Source organism: Neobacillus sp. OS1-2, assembly GCF_030915505.1.
GTDB lineage: Bacteria > Bacillota > Bacilli > Bacillales > Cytobacillaceae > Neobacillus.
On the sequence record NZ_CP133265.1, the window covers coordinates 573805 to 590458 of the forward strand.

Here is a 16654-nt window from a genome sequence, read left to right on the forward strand (position 1 = left end):
CCTCGTCTTATGCCTGTCGCCCCTGAGCAAGGCGCTTCCGCATTTCGTTACACTTGTGGCTGATCTGAGTATTTTCTTTTCTCTTTGACCGTTTTAATGACGCCTTTCTTTTTAAGCTCGCGTGTTTTCATCACATACCATAGCGGGCCTGCAATACAGATGGAGGAATAAACACCTACCATCAAGCCGACAAACAAGGCAATGGAGAAATTACGAATCGATTCGCTGCCAAAGATAATTAAGGCAACAACTGTTATTAAAACCGTTAACACTGTATTTAAAGAACGGGTTAATGTTTGGCGGATACTTGTATTTAATACATCCGCAATATCTTCTTTCGTTTTAAGACGCTTCTTCTTATGCATGTTCTCGCGCATTCGGTCGAATGTAACGATGGTGTCATTAATGGAATAACCGACAATCGTTAAGACTGCTGCAATAAACGTAAGGTCTACTTCAAGTCTTGTGAGACTGAAAAAGGCTACCATAAAGAAGGCATCGTGCAGCAAGGATATAATTGCGGCAATCGCCATTGATAATTCAAAACGGAAACTGACATAAATAATAATCCCAATTGAAGCAATTAATAGTGCCTTAAATGCATTTTTTGCTAATTCCTTCCCCACTGTCGGGGAAACGGTACTAACATTTGGCTCTGAACCAAATTCCTTTTTAAAATCTGCCTTTAATTTAGCAATTTCCTTTTTCGAAAGAACATCAACGAAGCGTGCGGACGCTCGGTTCTTATTATCACCAGATAAGACAATGTCGTCTGTATCCAAATGATGTTCAGTAAAAGCAGCTTTTACTTGTTCAGTTGTCAATGGTGTATTTGATAATACTTCGACACGTGTTCCCTTAGTGAAATCAATTGCCAGGTTTAAACGTAATACGATTAACACAATTAATCCAGCTACGAGGAGAACCCCTGATATCCCAAAGAATGTCTTTCTATGTTTCACAAAATCAAGCTTGTCAAAACGAGTTGGGAGGTCTAATGTATCAAAATTTTCAGCAATGTTGTGAATCTTCGACTGCTTCACACCGAACCAGCCTGGCTTTTTATTTAGAAATCCACTATGAACCCATAGTCCCAATAATAGCCGTGACCCGTAAACAGCAGTTAAAAAGCTCATTAAGATACTGATAATTAACATCGTCGCAAACCCTTTTACAGAGCTTGTCCCGTAGAAGAAAAGCACACCCGCAGTAAGGATGGTTGTTAAGTTAGAGTCAAGAATCGATGTAAAGGCATTCTTCTCACCGGCCTGGAAGGCTGATTTTATCGATTTACCAACCTTTAGTTCCTCTCGAATCCGTTCATAGGTAATGATGTTGGCATCGACAGCCATACCGACCCCGAGAATAATCGCGGCGATTCCCGGCAACGTCAGGACCCCATTCATCCAATCGAAAATTAATAAAACTAAATAAATATAGATCGATAGCGTAACAGTAGCAATAAATCCAGGAAAACGATAATAGAAAAGCATAAATAAATAAATGACGGCAACACCGATAATACCAGCCAAGATTGTTTCATTTAATGCCTGTGCCCCGAATTTAGCTCCCACAGATGTAGAGTATACTTCCTTAAGCTTTACCGGTAACGAACCAGCATTTAAAAGGGAAGCCAAGGTCTGAGCTTCTTGCGCTGTAAAGCTTCCGACAATGGAAACGGTATTCTGATTAAAAATTTGATTTACGGTTGGAGCCAATAAATATTTTGGCTCCGGTTTACTTATTTCACTTTTAAAGGAGTCTTTTCCTTCTTCAAAATCAAGCCAAATAACAAGTAAATTGTTTGGTCTCATATTCATAATTTCTTCTGAAACTTTACGGAACTTATCAGCACTCTTTAATGTTAAGGAAACACTTGGTGCGCCATTTTCATCAAAGGTTTGCTTCGCTCCACCTTGCTTTAAGTCCGTGCCATCCATCTTGAGCTTGTCATTGGCGTCACGGAACGTTAAGTTAGCCTGTGTGGATAAGATTTCGCGGGCCTTATTCTGATCTTTAACCCCTGCAAGCTGTACACGAATCCTGTTATTCCCCTCGATTTGGATGTTCGGCTCACTTACGCCGAGGACGTTAATCCGCTTATCAAGGGCTTCGGCTGTACTTGCCAAAACATCTTTGTCAATCTTTTGACCCTTTTTCGCTGGCTTAACCTCGTACAATACCTCAAATCCGCCTTGAAGGTCTAGACCAAGCTTAATATTGTTTAAAATGTTTTTAGCTGTTGCTCCCATTGTGCTCCCAACAATTAGGATCACAAGTAAGAAAGCAATAATTCGACTGCGCTTTACCATTATGTATTGTTCCTCCTTAGTGCCTGTGCAATTGCACTGTTACATCCTTAGCCATATTGTAAAAATAACGAAAAGTCACTGCTTCCATTATGGAATAAGTAGGAATAGCTGTCAATTTGAAAAATGATGGTATTATTTCAATAACTCTTTTAATTCCGCTTCATCCTCCATCGAGAACTCCGCAGTTTTATATGCCTCAATCGTTGCAAAGCTGATGTAATCACTTGCCTTTACAGAAAGAATTTCTTGAATCAATTGGTAAAGCAGCTTTTCATCATTTTCTTTTTTCCACTTTTTCTTCACCAGGTACTCCCAAAACTCCTTTTCAGTTACAGAATCAATCCCTAGCAATCGAAATTCCGCAAGTTTACTTGCACATGCCGGTTGTACTTGGGTGCGAAAATGTTCGTATTTGTTGCTATTACCCATCCTATTTTCCTCCTCAGGGGCCATCTGCTATTCCTAATGAATGGACCTATTGCAAAAAGCTTTACCTACTTGTCATGCTTTGTCCACTATTAGGCATATAGTTAATTGTAAATGAATTCTTCTTTTTTGAGAAGGTGGGAAACTGCATGTCAAAGTTTTTAAAGGGGACTTTTATCCTATTAGTTGCCGGTTTCGTCACAAGAGTGCTTGGCTTTATTTATCGCATTGTCCTTGCACGCAGTATTGGTGAAGAAGGCGTCGGCTTATATATGATGGCATATCCAACGTTTATTCTAATGGTAACCATCACGCAATTAGGACTTCCGGTAGCCATTTCGAAAAATATTGCCGAGGCGGAAGCCAGAAGGGATTATGCTGAAATCAAAAAAATCCTAGTTGTTTCCCTCGCAATCACTGTGGGATTATCGGCCATTATTACGCCTGCCTTATTCTTACTTGCACCCATTTTATCGACAACATTGTTTACGGATCAAAGGACGTATTGGCCATTGATTGCCATTGCACCGGCATTGCCGATTATCGCTGTTTCCTCAGTCATTAGGGGTTACTTCCAAGGAAAACAAAATATGCGCCCATCGGCTCTTTCGCAGATTTTAGAGCAAGTTGTCAGAATAACCTTAATTGCTACTGCAACAAAAACCTTTCTGCCATATGGAGTAGAATATGCAGCTGCAGCAGCAATGGGGGCCTCAGTCTTAGGTGAATTACTTTCACTCATTTATTTAGTAACCACATTTAAATTAAAGAAGCGATTTAGGGTCAGAAAGAATTTCTTTCAATATGTTCATAAAGGCAAGCGAACATTCAAAGAATTAATGGAGATAGCCCTGCCCACAATGGGGAGCAGGATGATTGGTTCAATTGCTTGGTTTTTTGAGCCTATTGTCGTTGCCCACAGTCTGGCAATTGCCGGCGTCATTGCTGTCAATGCAACAAAACAGTATGGGTCACTAACCGGCTATGCCATGCCGCTGTTAATGCTGCCATCATTTATTACCTTTTCATTATCGACATCACTTGTCCCAGCCATCAGCGAAGCTAATTCCAAAAATAATCAAAAATTAATTGAATACCGCCTGCAGCAGGCATTACGTTTTGTTTTTTTAACTGGCGGACTAGCTGTTATCGTTCTCTATGTATTGGCGGACCCGCTCATGCAGCTTATGTATGGCTCTACTAAAGGCGCCTATTTTATCCGTATCATGGCCCCATTCTTTTTGTTTTATTATTATCAAGGTCCACTGCAAGCTGTTTTACAAGCATTAAACCTTGCTAGAGCGGCGATGATCAATAGCCTCATTGGTGCCGTAGTCAAAACAGCTGTTATTTTTTTACTTGCTTCCCAGCCCGGCTTCGGAATTACAGGGGTAGCGCTTGGAATTCTTGTCGGCTTTGTCTTGGTCACGATTCTTCACTTTGCTACCGTATTGAAAAAAGTCGCCTTTTCAATTTATGTCCGCGACTATCTGAAAGGATTTCTAGTGATGGGGGGATCCGGTTGGTTAGGGTATTGGATCTTCGAGAATGTCTTGGTAAATGGCCACCTAGTACTAAGAGTACTAACGGCAGCAACCGCAATGGCCGTAACCTATTTCATCATGTTAGTTGGATTCCGCCTAATTAAAAAGGATGAGCTAAGCCGGATTCCGTGGATTGGCCATCTATTTTAAAGTAAAAAAGAAGACAGGCTGATTTTAAGCGTGTCTTCTTAGTATTCATCCTGTAAATCAATGAAGAACTTCCCATTTTCGTAACTGCAAAAGGAAATCTTCTTTACATCTCGATAGCCCTTTTTTTTCAATTCTTGGCGAAGCCAAAGATTTGTTTTATTTATCCTTTTCAAATTTTCCTCTTCAATATTACCATCTAATATTAATGGAATCGTAATATCCCCCTGTTTCCCATCTTCTTTACTGCTTTTCAACTTTTCAATGACAGATAGACTTCCAGATGATTCTAAGATGGCAAACTCCACATTTGCAATACTGCGAATATCCTTCTCGCGAAGCTGTGTCATTAAATCATCAAAATTGTACCGCTGCTTCCGCATTGCATGTTCATCAATCTTTCCGCGATTAATAATAATACTCGGTCGGCCATCAACCATGTCTCGAAATTTTTTACTTTTTAGTGAAAGGAGTGCGAGTGAGACCTGAACAAGCATTAAGAGCACCATGGGCAGAATGGTATGAAACAACGGGGAATGAACTTTTTCAATCGACACAACCGCCATTTCACCAATCATGATGAAAACGACAAGATCTAGGATGCTTAATTCACCAATTTCCCTTTTCCCCATTAACCGAAAAATAACAAGGATTAGTAAATAGAAAAACAAAGTTCGAAACACAATCGTGAAATAATCTGACACAGCTGTCGCCCCTTTTTTTACATTCAAATTTATTGTTTGTATTGCTGAATGAAAAATGAGAGGAATTAAATTCCATAACCTTTGGAAGCCAGTAAAATTGAGAAATTTTTATTCTACTTTTTGTCCGCCTTGAATACGCTTGTACTAGGAAAGAAACTTGCATGTTAGGCCCGGCCCACAGTCAATGAACTACCTATCACACAGGCCTAAAGCTTTGAAGGGGGAGAGTTAAAATCGAATCGAAAAGCTTTGGTACATCCATTTTGTACGGATTAATTTTTATTTTTGCTTTTGCTGTAATTTGCAGCCTTATTTTTGCTTTTATTCTCAGATTTACGTCAGCTCGGGAAGGCTCGGTTCAGTATGTCATTACGGCTTTATCATTCATTGGACTTTTTGGGGGCGGTTTTCTTTCAGGAGGAAAGCGAAAAGAAAGAGGCTGGCTTATTGGTGGAATAACAGGGCTCATTTACTCATTCGTAGTATTTTTATTTCAATATCTTGGGTTTGACCGCTTATTTGACGCGGAACAAGTCATTTATCATACCTGCTATACCTTAATCGCGATGATGGGTGGCATTTTAGGAGTGAATATCGCCACAAATAATTCCCGACGATCAGCATAGAAAAAGGAAGCCATGCAAAATGGCTTCCTTAATTTATTACTTTGATAGACTAACCCCTTCACCGGCGCCAGCTTCTGTGACTTCACGAATAGCATTGCGGTCATATGTAAGACGACTGCCGTCTCCACATTTAATCACGACTTTATTATCATCAAGCGAGTCGATAAAACCATGTAAACCACCAATCGTGACGATTTTATCACCCTTTTTCAATTCGTTCTGCATACTTTGAACCTTTTTTTGGCGCTTTTGTTGCGGACGAATCAATAGGAAATAAAATAACACAAACATTAATATTAATGGAACGATTGTACCCAAACCTTGCATCTTGTTTCCCTCCTTTCAAAAAGTATCTATTAGAAATTTTTCGCGTTCGGTTTATTAAAACCATAACGTTCAAAAAACTCTTCACGGAAATCACCAAGCCGGTCTTCCATAATAGCTTGTCTGACTTTCTCCATTAATCTTAACAGAAAATAGAGATTATGGTAAGACGTTAATCTTATTCCAAATGTTTCATCACATTTTATCAAATGCCGGATATAGGCTCTGCTATAATTTCGGCATGTATAGCAATCGCATTCAGGATCAAGCGGACCAAAATCTTTCGCAAATTTTGCATTTTTCACCACAAGACGCCCTTCACTTGTCATTAATGTCCCATTGCGGGCAATTCGCGTTGGCAGAACACAGTCAAACATATCGATTCCGCGAATCGAGCCATCAATTAACGAGTCAGGCGACCCCACACCCATAAGGTAGCGAGGCTTATTAGATGGTAAGAGCGGTGTCGTAAATTCTAGCATCCGGTTCATGATATCCTTTGGCTCTCCAACGGATAAACCACCAATAGCATACCCTGGGAAATCAAGGGAAGTAAGGTCACGCGCACTTTGTTTACGAAGCTCTTCATATTCTCCACCTTGGACAATTCCAAATAACCCCTGATCGTTCGTACGCTCATGCGCCTTTAAGCAACGTTCAGCCCATCTCGATGTCCGTTCGACCGACTTCTTCATATATTCAAATGTTGCCGGAAATGGCGGGCACTCATCAAAGGACATCATGATATCAGAGCCAAGGGCATTTTGAATTTCCATCGCTTTTTCAGGTGATAAAAATAATTTCTCACCACTCATATGGTTGCGGAAATGAACGCCCTCTTCTTCAATTTTACGGAATTCACTTAAACTGAACACTTGGAATCCGCCAGAATCGGTTAAGATTGCACGATCCCAATTCATGAATTTATGCAGGCCGCCTGCTTCCCTGATAATCTCATGTCCCGGGCGAAGCCACAAATGATAGGTATTGCTTAATATAATCCCGGCACCCATTTCTTTTAAATCTTCGGGCGACATCGTTTTCACGGTCGCCAAGGTTCCGACTGGCATAAACGCCGGAGTATCAAAGGAACCATGCGGCGTGTGAACACGGCCAAGCCTAGCCCCCGTTTGTTTACATGTTTTTATTAATTCATAGCGAATTGCTGTCAAATTGTTGTCTCCTTCCTAATGTTGCGACGCTCCTTTAGATGATGAACATCGCATCGCCAAAGCTGAAAAATCGATAGCGTTCCTCCACAGCCGTATTATAGGCATGCAAAATATTCTCTCTACCCGCCAAAGCACTAACAAGCATGATTAAGGTTGATTTAGGCAAATGAAAATTGGTAATCATGCCATCAATTGCCTTAAATTCATACCCCGGATAAATAAAAATACTTGTCCAGCCGCTTCCTTCAGTGAATTTCCCATCATTTTGGGAGGCAATGGTCTCCAAGGTTCTCGTCGAAGTGGTCCCGACAGTAATAATTCTACCACCATTACTTCTTACCTCATTTAGTAAGCGGGCTGTTCCATCTGTTACCGTATAAAATTCGGAATGCATATCATGCTCAAGGACATCATCGACACTTACAGGACGGAAAGTACCAAGCCCCACATGGAGTGTAATAAAGGCGATATGAACACCCAGTTCTTTTAATTCCTGAAGCAACCCCTCAGTAAAATGGAGTCCTGCTGTTGGGGCTGCCGCTGAACCTGGTTCGCGTGCGTAGACTGTCTGATACCGATCACGATCATCTAATTGCTCTTTTATGTACGGTGGCAGCGGCATTTCCCCCAATTGGTCAAGTACTTCGTAAAAGATGCCTTCGTAATTGAAATCCAATATTCTACCACCATGGTCCTCTGTCGCGGTGCAAACCGCTGTCAAAAGGCCGTCACCAAAAACTAGCTTGGTTCCTTCCTTCACTCGCTTAGCCGGTTTGATAAGTGTTTCCCACTGATCGCCTTCAAGTTGTTTCAATAAAAGGACTTCAATTTTAGCACCGGTATCCTCTTTCACACCAAAAAGGCGTGCGGGTAATACCTTGGTGTCATTTAAGACAAGGCAATCCCCTTCACGCAAATACTTGGTAATATCTTTAAATACTTCATGCTTGATCTCGCCTGTTTGTTTATTCAACACCATTAATCGACTGTCCGTCCGATTTTTAAGTGGAACTTGTGCAATTAATTCTTCAGGTAAGTGAAAATCAAATAAATCTACTTTCATGTTATGACATCCTAATCTGTTATAAAATGTTTACGGGGCAGGGATCTCCATGCCAAAGTGCTGGTACACAGCCGCTGTAACTATCCTGCCGCGCGGTGTTCTTTGCAGGAAGCCTATTTGCAATAAATACGGTTCATACACATCTTCAATGGTTTCAGATTCTTCGCCAATGGAAGCGGCAATGGTATCTAGGCCAACAGGTCCGCCACGGAATTTTTCGATAATTCCCTTTAAAAGTTTATGGTCAATATGATCAAGTCCAAGTCGGTCGACCTGGAGCAGTTCAAGTGCCTCTCTTGCAAGGGCAAGGTCAATTGTACCATTTCCCCTAACTTGGGCAAAATCTCTCACCCTGCGAAGGAGACGATTGGCAATCCTTGGAGTTCCCCTTGCTCTCCTGGCAATTTCGGCGGCAGACGGTATATCAATTTCTGTTCCGAACAACTCGGCTGTTCTGATGACAATATTTTTTAACTGATCTTCTTTATAATACTCGAGCCGGCTTAAAACTCCAAATCTGTCCCGTAACGGGGCTGATAAGGAGCCTGCCCTCGTTGTTGCGCCGACAAGTGTAAACGGCGGGAGGTCGAGACGAACGGACCTGGCACTTGGTCCCTTGCCAATCACAATATCAAGGCAAAAGTCCTCCATCGCCGGATAAAGTACCTCTTCAATTGTCCTTTGCAGCCGGTGAATTTCATCAATAAACAACACATCTCCAGGCTCTAAGGCCGTTAGAATCGCTGCTAAATCACCAGGCCTTTCAATGGCTGGACCAGAGGTGGTTCGAATATTCACACCCATTTCATTGGCAATAATAACGGCTAATGTGGTCTTCCCTAGTCCAGGTGGTCCATAAAGGAGTACGTGGTCTAACGTTTCCTTGCGAAGCCTTGCTGCCTGAATAAAAATTTCAAGGTTTTCCTTGACCTGATTTTGGCCAATATATTGTTTTAAGGTTTGAGGTCTGAGACTTTGTTCAATACTAATCTCACTTTCGTTCACTTCACTAGAAATAATCCGCTCATCCATGAATTATCACCTATTTTAAAAGCCGCTGGAGGGCTTTTTTAATGTATTGATCGGTCGAAAGCTGTTCTTTTCTTAGTTCAGGTGAAATCTTTTTAATTTCCTTTTCCGAATAGCCTAGTGCCTTTAATGCAAGCATTGCTTCATCAAAGGCTACATGACTTGCTGCCGTTGATTGCTGAAATGTATCGGCATTAAATAGGTTCGGGAAGTAATCCGGCACAATATCCTGCAATTTTCCTTTTAAGTCAAGAATCATTTGCCGTGCCGTCTTTTTACCCACGCCAGGGAATTTCACCAAGAAGCTTTCATCTTCATTCTCAATTGCTGCGACCACTTGCTGAACCTCTCCGGAAGCTAGGATAGCGAGTGCTCCTTTTGGCCCAATCCCAGAAACATTTAATAGTTTTGTAAACAGCCTCTTCTCTTCTCTTGTTTCAAAGCCGTAAAGAGCCAAAATGTCTTCGCGAACGTAGTGATAGGTAAACACCGTTACCAGTGTTTCCATTTTACCGGTATAAATAAACGGATTCGGCGTGGCAATTTGAAAGCCAATCCCGTTATTTTCAATAACAATATACTCCGGACCTACAAACTCTACAGTTCCTTTTATAAATTCATACAATCTATTTCTCTCCCCAAAGTTTCACTAAATTCCATTCTACCATACAAATTTAAGGGAGTTGAAGAATTCGCCTATTGATTTTAGCAAAAAAAACAGGCTGATGTATTGAAATCAGTCCGTTTAACTTATTCTTCTATTCTTTTTTTACGGAATATGGCTTAAATGTTTCTAAAACTTGAACGTACTGGTCCTTTGACTTTATCGGGATACCTTTAATCAGTTCTTCCTGTTTTTTGCTTTCAAGCTTCAAAATATCTATTTGAAAAAAAGATTGAATGATTCGGGATTGACCAGGTCTTCCATTAAAGATGGTCAATATCCCATCCTCCGTCACACCAAAAAATCCATTTGCTTTCAGCAATGGTGATATATCATCTACTTGTTGTCGAAAAACAAAGGTCGATTCATCAATATCTGTAAGCTGCCACTGGTCATATTTTGCCCAAAAATTCTCCATTGACCAACTTGTCTCGTGAATGACTTCCTGACTAATTTCACCATCAAGATAGACCCTTTCTAAAATGACCGTCATTGTAAGTGGCTGTGCTCGATGATTATCCTGTTGTGCAGCAGCGCCGTACATCAACATTCGGGGGGCACTGCCGATAAACATGAAGAGAATAACAGCAGTTACGGCTAGTAAAAGCCGGTTCATCGCTATCCAGCTGACCCTCATGTTACTCACCTCTTATTGTTAAAAATTGAACAATCTTTACGATCCTAGTTTAGCCTTATTTTGCCTTTTTATCCACGAAAAGCTGAAGTGCCCGTTTAGCGGCGTATAGACTGGAGCGCTTCGACTGAGATAAAGGAAACACGAAGAGCGTTAGCGATTCGATGTTGACTTATCGTAGGGAGATGAGCGAAGTCTACTAGCCGCTGGGCACTGAAGCTAGACAATTCTAAAAGTCGAAAAAAAGGGCAAAGCCGCGTATGCTTTACCCTTTTGTCCTGCTCTAGTCGTTAAGGCGCTTCCACTTATCTAATTATCTTCCACCCTTGTTTCGCTGAATATCATTTTCAGTATTCCGGTCACGGCCAATGGCGCCTTCATCCGTGAAGACGGTTACTTCTCTTCCTTTTGCATAAGGTTTCACCGCATTCTTTATGGCTCTTTTTGTATCAGCTGCTTTACTATTATCCTGTAATTTCACCGAAACAATGACAGTATTTCCGTAAGCAACAGATCGTACATCTTGAACATTATGGATCGCCGCTACTTTGTTTCGAATTTTATTAGAAAAATCATCTTGGAAATTCGGATTTGTCGCCACTCCGGTATTTCCCATATTTGTACTCAAATGACCGTGATAATTCATATCACTCGTGCTAAACCGATTATCACGTTGGAAAAAGTTGCGATCCTTCTTGGCTAACGGGGTCGTGGGATTTTTAGGATTTCCGTTTTCGTCTCTGGTTTGTATTTGCCGACTATTTTCTTCGTTAATGACCTGATCCTCGTCCCCAAGCGTGTGATCCATCATTTCCGTGATTGCACCATCATTATCCCTGATTAACTCGTTACCATTATTAGGGTGGTTTTCATTGGAGTAATATCCGATTGGCCGTGCTAGATTGTTTTTTTCATTCACCCCTGCACGATTATTATCACTTGCACATCCCGCCGCACCTATCAGAAAGAATGCGGACAGAGGAATCATCCACTGTTTTTTGTTCAAGCGAAAAACCCCCTCGTAACAATCTGAGCATTTAAAACATGCTCATGTATAGCTTGTTAATTTCGAGGGTATTTCATTCATTTCACTTTTTCCTGTAACTGGTCAATAAACGTTTTCCTGGAGTAAAACTGACTGAGGGATAAATCCATTACCTGCCTCAATTTTATCTGATCGGTATACAATTTTTCGCGAATCAATCGGTTCCATTCACGAAAAACATCAGCGGGGTAGGCTAAGGCATATAAAAATGCTTCCTCCTGTAAATAGCAGCGCATCTGCTTTAACCCAGAAAGTTTTCCAAATGACCAGTCAATAAATGGCAAAATTCTATTGGCATATTGTACATAATCAAATGACGGGGGACCGACACTAATTAAATCAAAATCAATTAAATGTAACTTTCCATTTTTATCACGTAAAAAATTATGATGGGCTACATCTCCGTGGAGGATCACTAAAGGCTCTTGTTTAAAAAAGCTGCGGTGCTTTTCCATCCCCGCTAATGACCATTCCCCCCATGATATCATTTCAGAGATAAATGGATCGTTTATAAAATATTTTAGAAAGGGGAGATGATTGGAAAAAATATGGAGCCGCTCTGTCCATTTTTCTACTAGATGACCTCTTGGGATCAATGTGCGATAGCGGGTTTCAAATGTTGCCGTAGTTTGGTGAAATTGTTCTAAAAGGTCAATCCCTTCTTGACGGTTTTTCTGTGATTGAAAAGTAAAAGCTGTTCTATGAGGGTAAATGTATTCGATACAACCAAAGTAGGTTCCTTCAAAAAATAGCTGTTCCTTTACAGAAGGAGTTAAAAATCTATACGTTTGTCTAAATCCTTCTTTCCTTAGGGTTGTGGTAAATGCCTCCTGGATCTTTAGTTTGTTATTGGAATGATACCCTTTGAGAATGTAAGTATGTTTGTCAGTCATTAATAAAAAAACAGAATTTCGTAAAAGAGAAAACTCAATGATTTCTTCATAAAACTGCGACTGAAAATAAGAGAAGAGACGATCAAAATAATCATCGTCTCCTTTTTGGTTAACTGACCTATTAATTGCTTTCATCTCGGTACCCTGGCATACCGTAAGGATTATTTCCACCAGGCCCCATTCCATATGGATTCATATATGGGGGCTGAGCAACATTGACAGGCCCCATATAAGGTGCGCTGTATATTGGCGGTGTAGGTGGGACAAAATTCATCGGCTCAGCATTTGGTGCTGCCGCAGCCGGTTGCATGACACCCATAGAAGGTGCTGGGCCGCAGCCGCAATCACCCATTGCACCAGTTCCTACAGGTAATCCCCCCTGTGCTTGCATGTTTTGCATGTATGGCATTTGGCCGTAGGCCGCAGGTGAAACTAGATCTGATGATTCAAAGCCCATGGGTTGCCCCATTACCGGTCCGCCCATTTGTGGATAACCATATGGCGTGGCGGCGGTGGGTCCCATCCCGTAGGGACTTGCCATCTCAGGGTTCCCGTACATTGTGCCAGGCATTACGGGTGCTGTTTGAGCAAATTCCGCCGGATTTTGACTAGGGAAACCACCTACATTAGTCCCTGCCATTGGGTAACCCGTTGGTCCTGCCCCAGGGTAACCTCCTGGCATTTCTCCGAAACCTGTCGGCATTTGGCTTTGGCCGCCAAAACCTTGTGGCATTTGGCCTCCGAAACCTTGTGGCATTTCTCCATAGCCCGTTGGCATTTGGCCTCCGAAACCTTGCGGCATTTCTCCATAGCCCGTTGGCATCTGGCCGTAGCCTTGTGGCATTTCTCCGTAACCCATTGGCATTTGCCCGTAGCCTGCTGGCATTCCCCCAAACCCTGATGGCATTTGTCCATAAGCAGCAGGATCCATCGGCTGTTGGAATGCCGGATTTTGAGCGGCTCCCATTGCACCTCCTGGATATGCAGGGTTCATAATAGGCATTTGCGGCATAAAAGATGACGATTCATCATGGTAGAATGGGCTCGGCATGCCAGCTGCTGTTGGAGCAACGCCTGGAGTACCATGAATCATTCCTTGTGGTGGTGCCATAGCCATTCCTTGGACCTGTGGATACGGCATCATTTGTGGCATCATTTGTGGCATCGGGAAACCTCCCCCGCCAAACGGCGGACAGAAACCTGGCCCTGGCATCACCGGTGTTACTGGAACACAATATTGCTGCGGCATCTCAACAGGTGCTTCCTGTACCGGTGGTGGAACTGGAATTTCCTTTTTCGGAACTTCTTTAATCTCGGGAAGGATATTTGCTGGTTTAGGTGGTAGATTGGGCTGAACAGTCATATTAGTCATGTTGGACATATAATAATTGTTAATATCTATTTCCGGGACTACTTGCAGAGGCATTTTCGGAGTATAGGGTACTTTAGGTGCTTCTTTTATTATTGGCTGTTCTTTGATAATAGGCTGTTCTTTGATGATTGGTTGTTCTTTGATAATTGGCTGTTCTTTTATGATGGGTTGTTCTTTGATAATCGGTACCTCTTTTTTCGGCATTTCCTTAATCGGTGCTGGAATAGGCTTCTCCTTGGCAAACGGATGCTCAGCTATTGGCATTTCTTTCTTTGCTCCCATATTGATTGTCGTTCCCGATTTTGTTGGTCCCATCGGTGCTTCTTTTTTTATTGTTCCACCTGTTGTTGGGACTTTTATTTTCATACCGGGCATAATCATATCAGGGTTGCTGAGCTGCGCATTCATCTTTTTCAGCTCTTCAAAATTCACGCCGTACTTCTTGGCGATTTTCCAAAGAGTATCCCCTTTCTGTACGATATGGATCTTCACTCTGATTTCCCCTCCTATGGCATAAGTCCATATAGTGTATGTGAACATGGGCAAAGTGCTAACATTCTTCAGAAAAACTTATGCTATCTTTTAAAAAATTATGTTTATCCTGCCGGAAAAACGATTTACGGTAAGCTTCGGAGAAAGTTTTATTTTTACTGCTCCTATGGTAAAATTAGCTATTATGCTTATTATGAGGAGCGTTTTTTATATATGGAACAGAAAAAGATTCTTGGGGAAGATCGGAGAAAGTTTATTTTACATTTATTAAAAGAAAGCAGTGTTCCCATTACAGGGGGCGAATTAGCCGAACAAACCAATGTCAGCCGGCAAGTAATTGTTGGGGATATTACGCTGCTTAAGGCAAAAAGTGAACCCATTATCGCCACAAGCCAAGGGTATATGTACCTAAAACAGAATACCAGCATGCCTCTATTTGAACGGACAATTGCCTGCAGGCATACACCAATGGACACAGAAAAGGAATTGAATTTATTAGTAGATCATGGCGTTTTAGTGAAGGATGTCAAAATTGAACACGCTGTTTACGGCGATTTAACGGCATCGATCATGGTGTCAAACCGTCAAGAAGTAAAACAATTTCTCAAGAGACTGCAAACAACAAAAGCATCGTTACTATCAGAACTTACAGGTGGCTATCATCTACATACCCTTTCAGCCTCGACGGAACGGGCACTAAATAATGCAGAAGCCGCACTAAAAGCAGAAGGAATCTTGTTAGAATCTTAAAAGGACCCGGATTGGGTCCTTTTTTAATCCAACGCCACAATTGTCGATGGGTAGCTTCCTAAAACCTTCACCCCGCAGCCTAATGCCTCAAGCTCAGCTATTGCTCCGGGAATTAATACATCGTCAATCTTCATTTCGAGATCAATAATAAAAAAGTAATTACCAATCCCTGTTTTCATTGGCCTTGATTCAATTTTAGAGAGATTTAGTTTCCTCCATGCAAAGGCAGATAGCACCTGATGAAGGGCACCGGCCTGGTCTGACGGCAAAGTAACCATCAGTGTTGTTTTGTAATGCGTGGAGCCGGTAATTGCTTCAAAGTCAAAATTCTGTTCTGATAAAACAAAAAAGCTTGTATGATTATAATCAAAATCATGGATATTTTTTTCCACGATTGCTAAACCATACTCCTTGGCTGCAAGTTCATTGGCAATTGCCGCTGCCCTCATACCAGGACTTTCCATTACCATCTTTGCTGCTGCAGCTGTGGACGTGACACTCTCAATTGGCACACCTGTAAAATGAGTATGTAGAAATTTATGACATTGGGCAATGGCATGTGAATGGCTGTATACTACGCTCACCTCTTCCCATTTTTCCATATTTGCAGGATGCACCATCAAATGTTGCTTAATCGGAAGTGTAATTTCTCCAACAATCGGAATTTGAACAACATGCGTTAAATAGTCTAAAGTAATATTCACTGATCCTTCTAGGGCATTCTCCACAGGAACTACAGCCAAATCGACTTTTTTATCGACAATGGCATCCATACTTTCAGGAATCGTTCGATAAGGCTTAAGTTCGTATCCTTGAAAGACATTTTTCACAGCGAGTTCAGTAAATGTAGCTTTTGGACCTAAAAAACCAACTTTCATCGTCTCTCCACTCCTCAATCATTTAAACGAGCAAGCGCATATTCAGCTTAATTGCCCTTTTTCAAAATTTTGCGTCTTATTTTTCTAAAAAGAAAGCTGAGAGCGGGCCTCAGCAGACAAACGTCCACTATGCACCAGTTCCCAGCACTTCCACCTTCTCAACAAATTCAAGTTTTCGTAAGTTCGTAAGTAAGTCATCGAGATCTGTTGTGATATTCGATGTGTTTAATGACAATGTCACATTGGCCCTGCCCTGCAGCGGAATCGTTTGGTGAATGGTTAAGACATTACAACCAGACGCTGCTACAACACTCAACAATTTTGACAATGTTCCGGAATAATCCTCCAAATGAAAGAAGAGTGAGATGATTTTTTCCTTCTGAATCGTCGAAAAAGGAAAAACAGTGTCCCTGTATTTATAGAAGGCACTTCTGCTCAAATCAACCTTTTGAACGGCCTCCGCAATTGATTCTGCCTTGCCACGTTCTAGCATTTCCTTCGCATCAATTGTTTTTTTCATCGCTTCCGGCAAAACATCTTCACGGATCAAATAGTACTTTTTATCAAAATTATCCATTT

17 protein-coding genes are annotated in these 16654 nt (G+C 41.5%); 3 read left to right on the forward strand and 14 right to left on the reverse strand.

What is annotated here, in order from left to right; genetic code table 11:
• Positions 1 to 47: 47 nt before the first annotated feature.
• Both secDF and RCG19_RS03060 read right to left on the reverse strand, forming a co-directional pair.
• The gene (secDF, locus tag RCG19_RS03055) at positions 48 to 2312 is read right to left on the reverse strand and encodes a protein translocase subunit SecDF (RefSeq protein ID WP_308109616.1); all 2265 of its coding nucleotides are present in this window, start codon (positions 2310 to 2312) and stop codon (positions 48 to 50) included.
• 132 nt (positions 2313 to 2444) lie between these two features.
• Complete coding sequence (locus RCG19_RS03060; protein WP_308109617.1) at positions 2445 to 2741, reverse strand: post-transcriptional regulator; 297 nt, start codon at positions 2739 to 2741, stop codon at positions 2445 to 2447.
• 146 nt (positions 2742 to 2887) lie between these two features.
• Between RCG19_RS03060 and spoVB the strand changes: the two genes are divergently transcribed.
• Complete coding sequence (gene spoVB / locus RCG19_RS03065; RefSeq protein WP_308109618.1) at positions 2888 to 4432, forward strand: stage V sporulation protein B; 1545 nt, start codon at positions 2888 to 2890, stop codon at positions 4430 to 4432.
• Between the two features lie 38 nt (positions 4433 to 4470).
• On the opposite strand, the gene RCG19_RS03070 is transcribed toward spoVB, so the two are convergent.
• Positions 4471 to 5133 (reverse strand): DUF421 domain-containing protein, encoded by a 663-nt coding sequence (locus tag RCG19_RS03070; RefSeq protein ID WP_308109619.1) that lies wholly within the window; start codon positions 5131 to 5133, stop codon positions 4471 to 4473.
• A 263-nt stretch (positions 5134 to 5396) separates the two neighbouring features.
• Between RCG19_RS03070 and RCG19_RS03075 the strand changes: the two genes are divergently transcribed.
• Positions 5397 to 5759: a TIGR04086 family membrane protein gene (locus RCG19_RS03075; protein ID WP_308109620.1), complete on the forward strand. Its 363-nt coding sequence runs from the start codon at positions 5397 to 5399 to the stop codon at positions 5757 to 5759.
• Positions 5760 to 5795: 36 nt separating this feature from the next.
• On the opposite strand, the gene yajC is transcribed toward RCG19_RS03075, so the two are convergent.
• From yajC to safA, 9 genes are all read right to left on the reverse strand, one after another.
• The gene (gene yajC, locus RCG19_RS03080) at positions 5796 to 6086 is read right to left on the reverse strand and encodes a preprotein translocase subunit YajC (RefSeq protein ID WP_308109621.1); all 291 of its coding nucleotides are present in this window, start codon (positions 6084 to 6086) and stop codon (positions 5796 to 5798) included.
• Between the two features lie 29 nt (positions 6087 to 6115).
• On the reverse strand, positions 6116 to 7255 hold the full coding sequence (gene tgt, locus RCG19_RS03085; RefSeq protein ID WP_308109622.1) for a tRNA guanosine(34) transglycosylase Tgt: 1140 nt from the start codon (positions 7253 to 7255) through the stop codon (positions 6116 to 6118).
• Positions 7256 to 7289: 34 nt separating this feature from the next.
• Positions 7290 to 8318, reverse strand: coding sequence for a tRNA preQ1(34) S-adenosylmethionine ribosyltransferase-isomerase QueA (queA, locus tag RCG19_RS03090; RefSeq protein ID WP_308109623.1), 1029 nt, complete (start codon positions 8316 to 8318; stop codon positions 7290 to 7292).
• Between the two features lie 30 nt (positions 8319 to 8348).
• Entirely contained in the window at positions 8349 to 9350 is a 1002-nt protein-coding gene (ruvB, locus tag RCG19_RS03095; protein ID WP_166238761.1) for a Holliday junction branch migration DNA helicase RuvB, read from the reverse strand.
• Positions 9351 to 9360: 10 nt separating this feature from the next.
• Positions 9361 to 9972, reverse strand: coding sequence for a Holliday junction branch migration protein RuvA (gene ruvA / locus RCG19_RS03100; protein WP_308109624.1), 612 nt, complete (start codon positions 9970 to 9972; stop codon positions 9361 to 9363).
• Positions 9973 to 10105: 133 nt separating this feature from the next.
• Positions 10106 to 10648, reverse strand: coding sequence for an intercompartmental signaling factor BofC (locus RCG19_RS03105; RefSeq protein WP_308109625.1), 543 nt, complete (start codon positions 10646 to 10648; stop codon positions 10106 to 10108).
• A 310-nt stretch (positions 10649 to 10958) separates the two neighbouring features.
• Positions 10959 to 11651: a YhcN/YlaJ family sporulation lipoprotein gene (locus RCG19_RS03110; protein ID WP_308109626.1), complete on the reverse strand. Its 693-nt coding sequence runs from the start codon at positions 11649 to 11651 to the stop codon at positions 10959 to 10961.
• A gap of 77 nt (positions 11652 to 11728) precedes the next feature.
• Complete coding sequence (locus RCG19_RS03115; RefSeq protein ID WP_308109627.1) at positions 11729 to 12718, reverse strand: aminoglycoside phosphotransferase family protein; 990 nt, start codon at positions 12716 to 12718, stop codon at positions 11729 to 11731.
• On the reverse strand, positions 12705 to 14447 hold the full coding sequence (gene safA / locus RCG19_RS03120) for a SafA/ExsA family spore coat assembly protein (RefSeq protein ID WP_308109628.1): 1743 nt from the start codon (positions 14445 to 14447) through the stop codon (positions 12705 to 12707). Before safA ends, RCG19_RS03115 begins: the two co-directional genes overlap by 14 nt.
• Before the next feature lie 213 nt (positions 14448 to 14660).
• Between safA and RCG19_RS03125 the strand changes: the two genes are divergently transcribed.
• The gene (locus tag RCG19_RS03125; RefSeq protein ID WP_308109629.1) at positions 14661 to 15197 is read left to right on the forward strand and encodes a transcription repressor NadR; all 537 of its coding nucleotides are present in this window, start codon (positions 14661 to 14663) and stop codon (positions 15195 to 15197) included.
• Positions 15198 to 15220: 23 nt separating this feature from the next.
• Here the strand turns inward: RCG19_RS03125 and pheA are convergent, their stop codons facing one another.
• Both pheA and RCG19_RS03135 read right to left on the reverse strand, forming a co-directional pair.
• Complete coding sequence (gene pheA / locus RCG19_RS03130; protein WP_308109630.1) at positions 15221 to 16075, reverse strand: prephenate dehydratase; 855 nt, start codon at positions 16073 to 16075, stop codon at positions 15221 to 15223.
• A gap of 127 nt (positions 16076 to 16202) precedes the next feature.
• Positions 16203 to 16652 (reverse strand): ACT domain-containing protein, encoded by a 450-nt coding sequence (locus RCG19_RS03135; protein ID WP_308109631.1) that lies wholly within the window; start codon positions 16650 to 16652, stop codon positions 16203 to 16205.
• Positions 16653 to 16654 lie beyond the last annotated feature (2 nt).

Excerpts from the sequence above, each read along its gene's own strand:
- RCG19_RS03105 (WP_308109625.1), bottom strand. The coding sequence starts at position 10,648 with ATGAGGGTCAGCTGGATAGCGATGAACCGGCTTTTACTAGCCGTAACT.
- yajC (WP_308109621.1), bottom strand. The coding sequence starts at position 6,086 with ATGCAAGGTTTGGGTACAATCGTTCCATTAATATTAATGTTTGTGTTA.
- RCG19_RS03060 (WP_308109617.1), bottom strand. The coding sequence starts at position 2,741 with ATGGGTAATAGCAACAAATACGAACATTTTCGCACCCAAGTACAACCG.
- RCG19_RS03125 (WP_308109629.1), top strand. The coding sequence starts at position 14,661 with ATGGAACAGAAAAAGATTCTTGGGGAAGATCGGAGAAAGTTTATTTTA.
- secDF (WP_308109616.1), bottom strand. The coding sequence starts at position 2,312 with ATGGTAAAGCGCAGTCGAATTATTGCTTTCTTACTTGTGATCCTAATT.
- queA (WP_308109623.1), bottom strand. The coding sequence starts at position 8,318 with ATGAAAGTAGATTTATTTGATTTTCACTTACCTGAAGAATTAATTGCA.
- spoVB (WP_308109618.1), top strand. The coding sequence starts at position 2,888 with ATGTCAAAGTTTTTAAAGGGGACTTTTATCCTATTAGTTGCCGGTTTC.
- RCG19_RS03115 (WP_308109627.1), bottom strand. The coding sequence starts at position 12,718 with ATGAAAGCAATTAATAGGTCAGTTAACCAAAAAGGAGACGATGATTAT.
- RCG19_RS03135 (WP_308109631.1), bottom strand. The coding sequence starts at position 16,652 with ATGGATAATTTTGATAAAAAGTACTATTTGATCCGTGAAGATGTTTTG.
- ruvB (WP_166238761.1), bottom strand. The coding sequence starts at position 9,350 with ATGGATGAGCGGATTATTTCTAGTGAAGTGAACGAAAGTGAGATTAGT.
- pheA (WP_308109630.1), bottom strand. The coding sequence starts at position 16,075 with ATGAAAGTTGGTTTTTTAGGTCCAAAAGCTACATTTACTGAACTCGCT.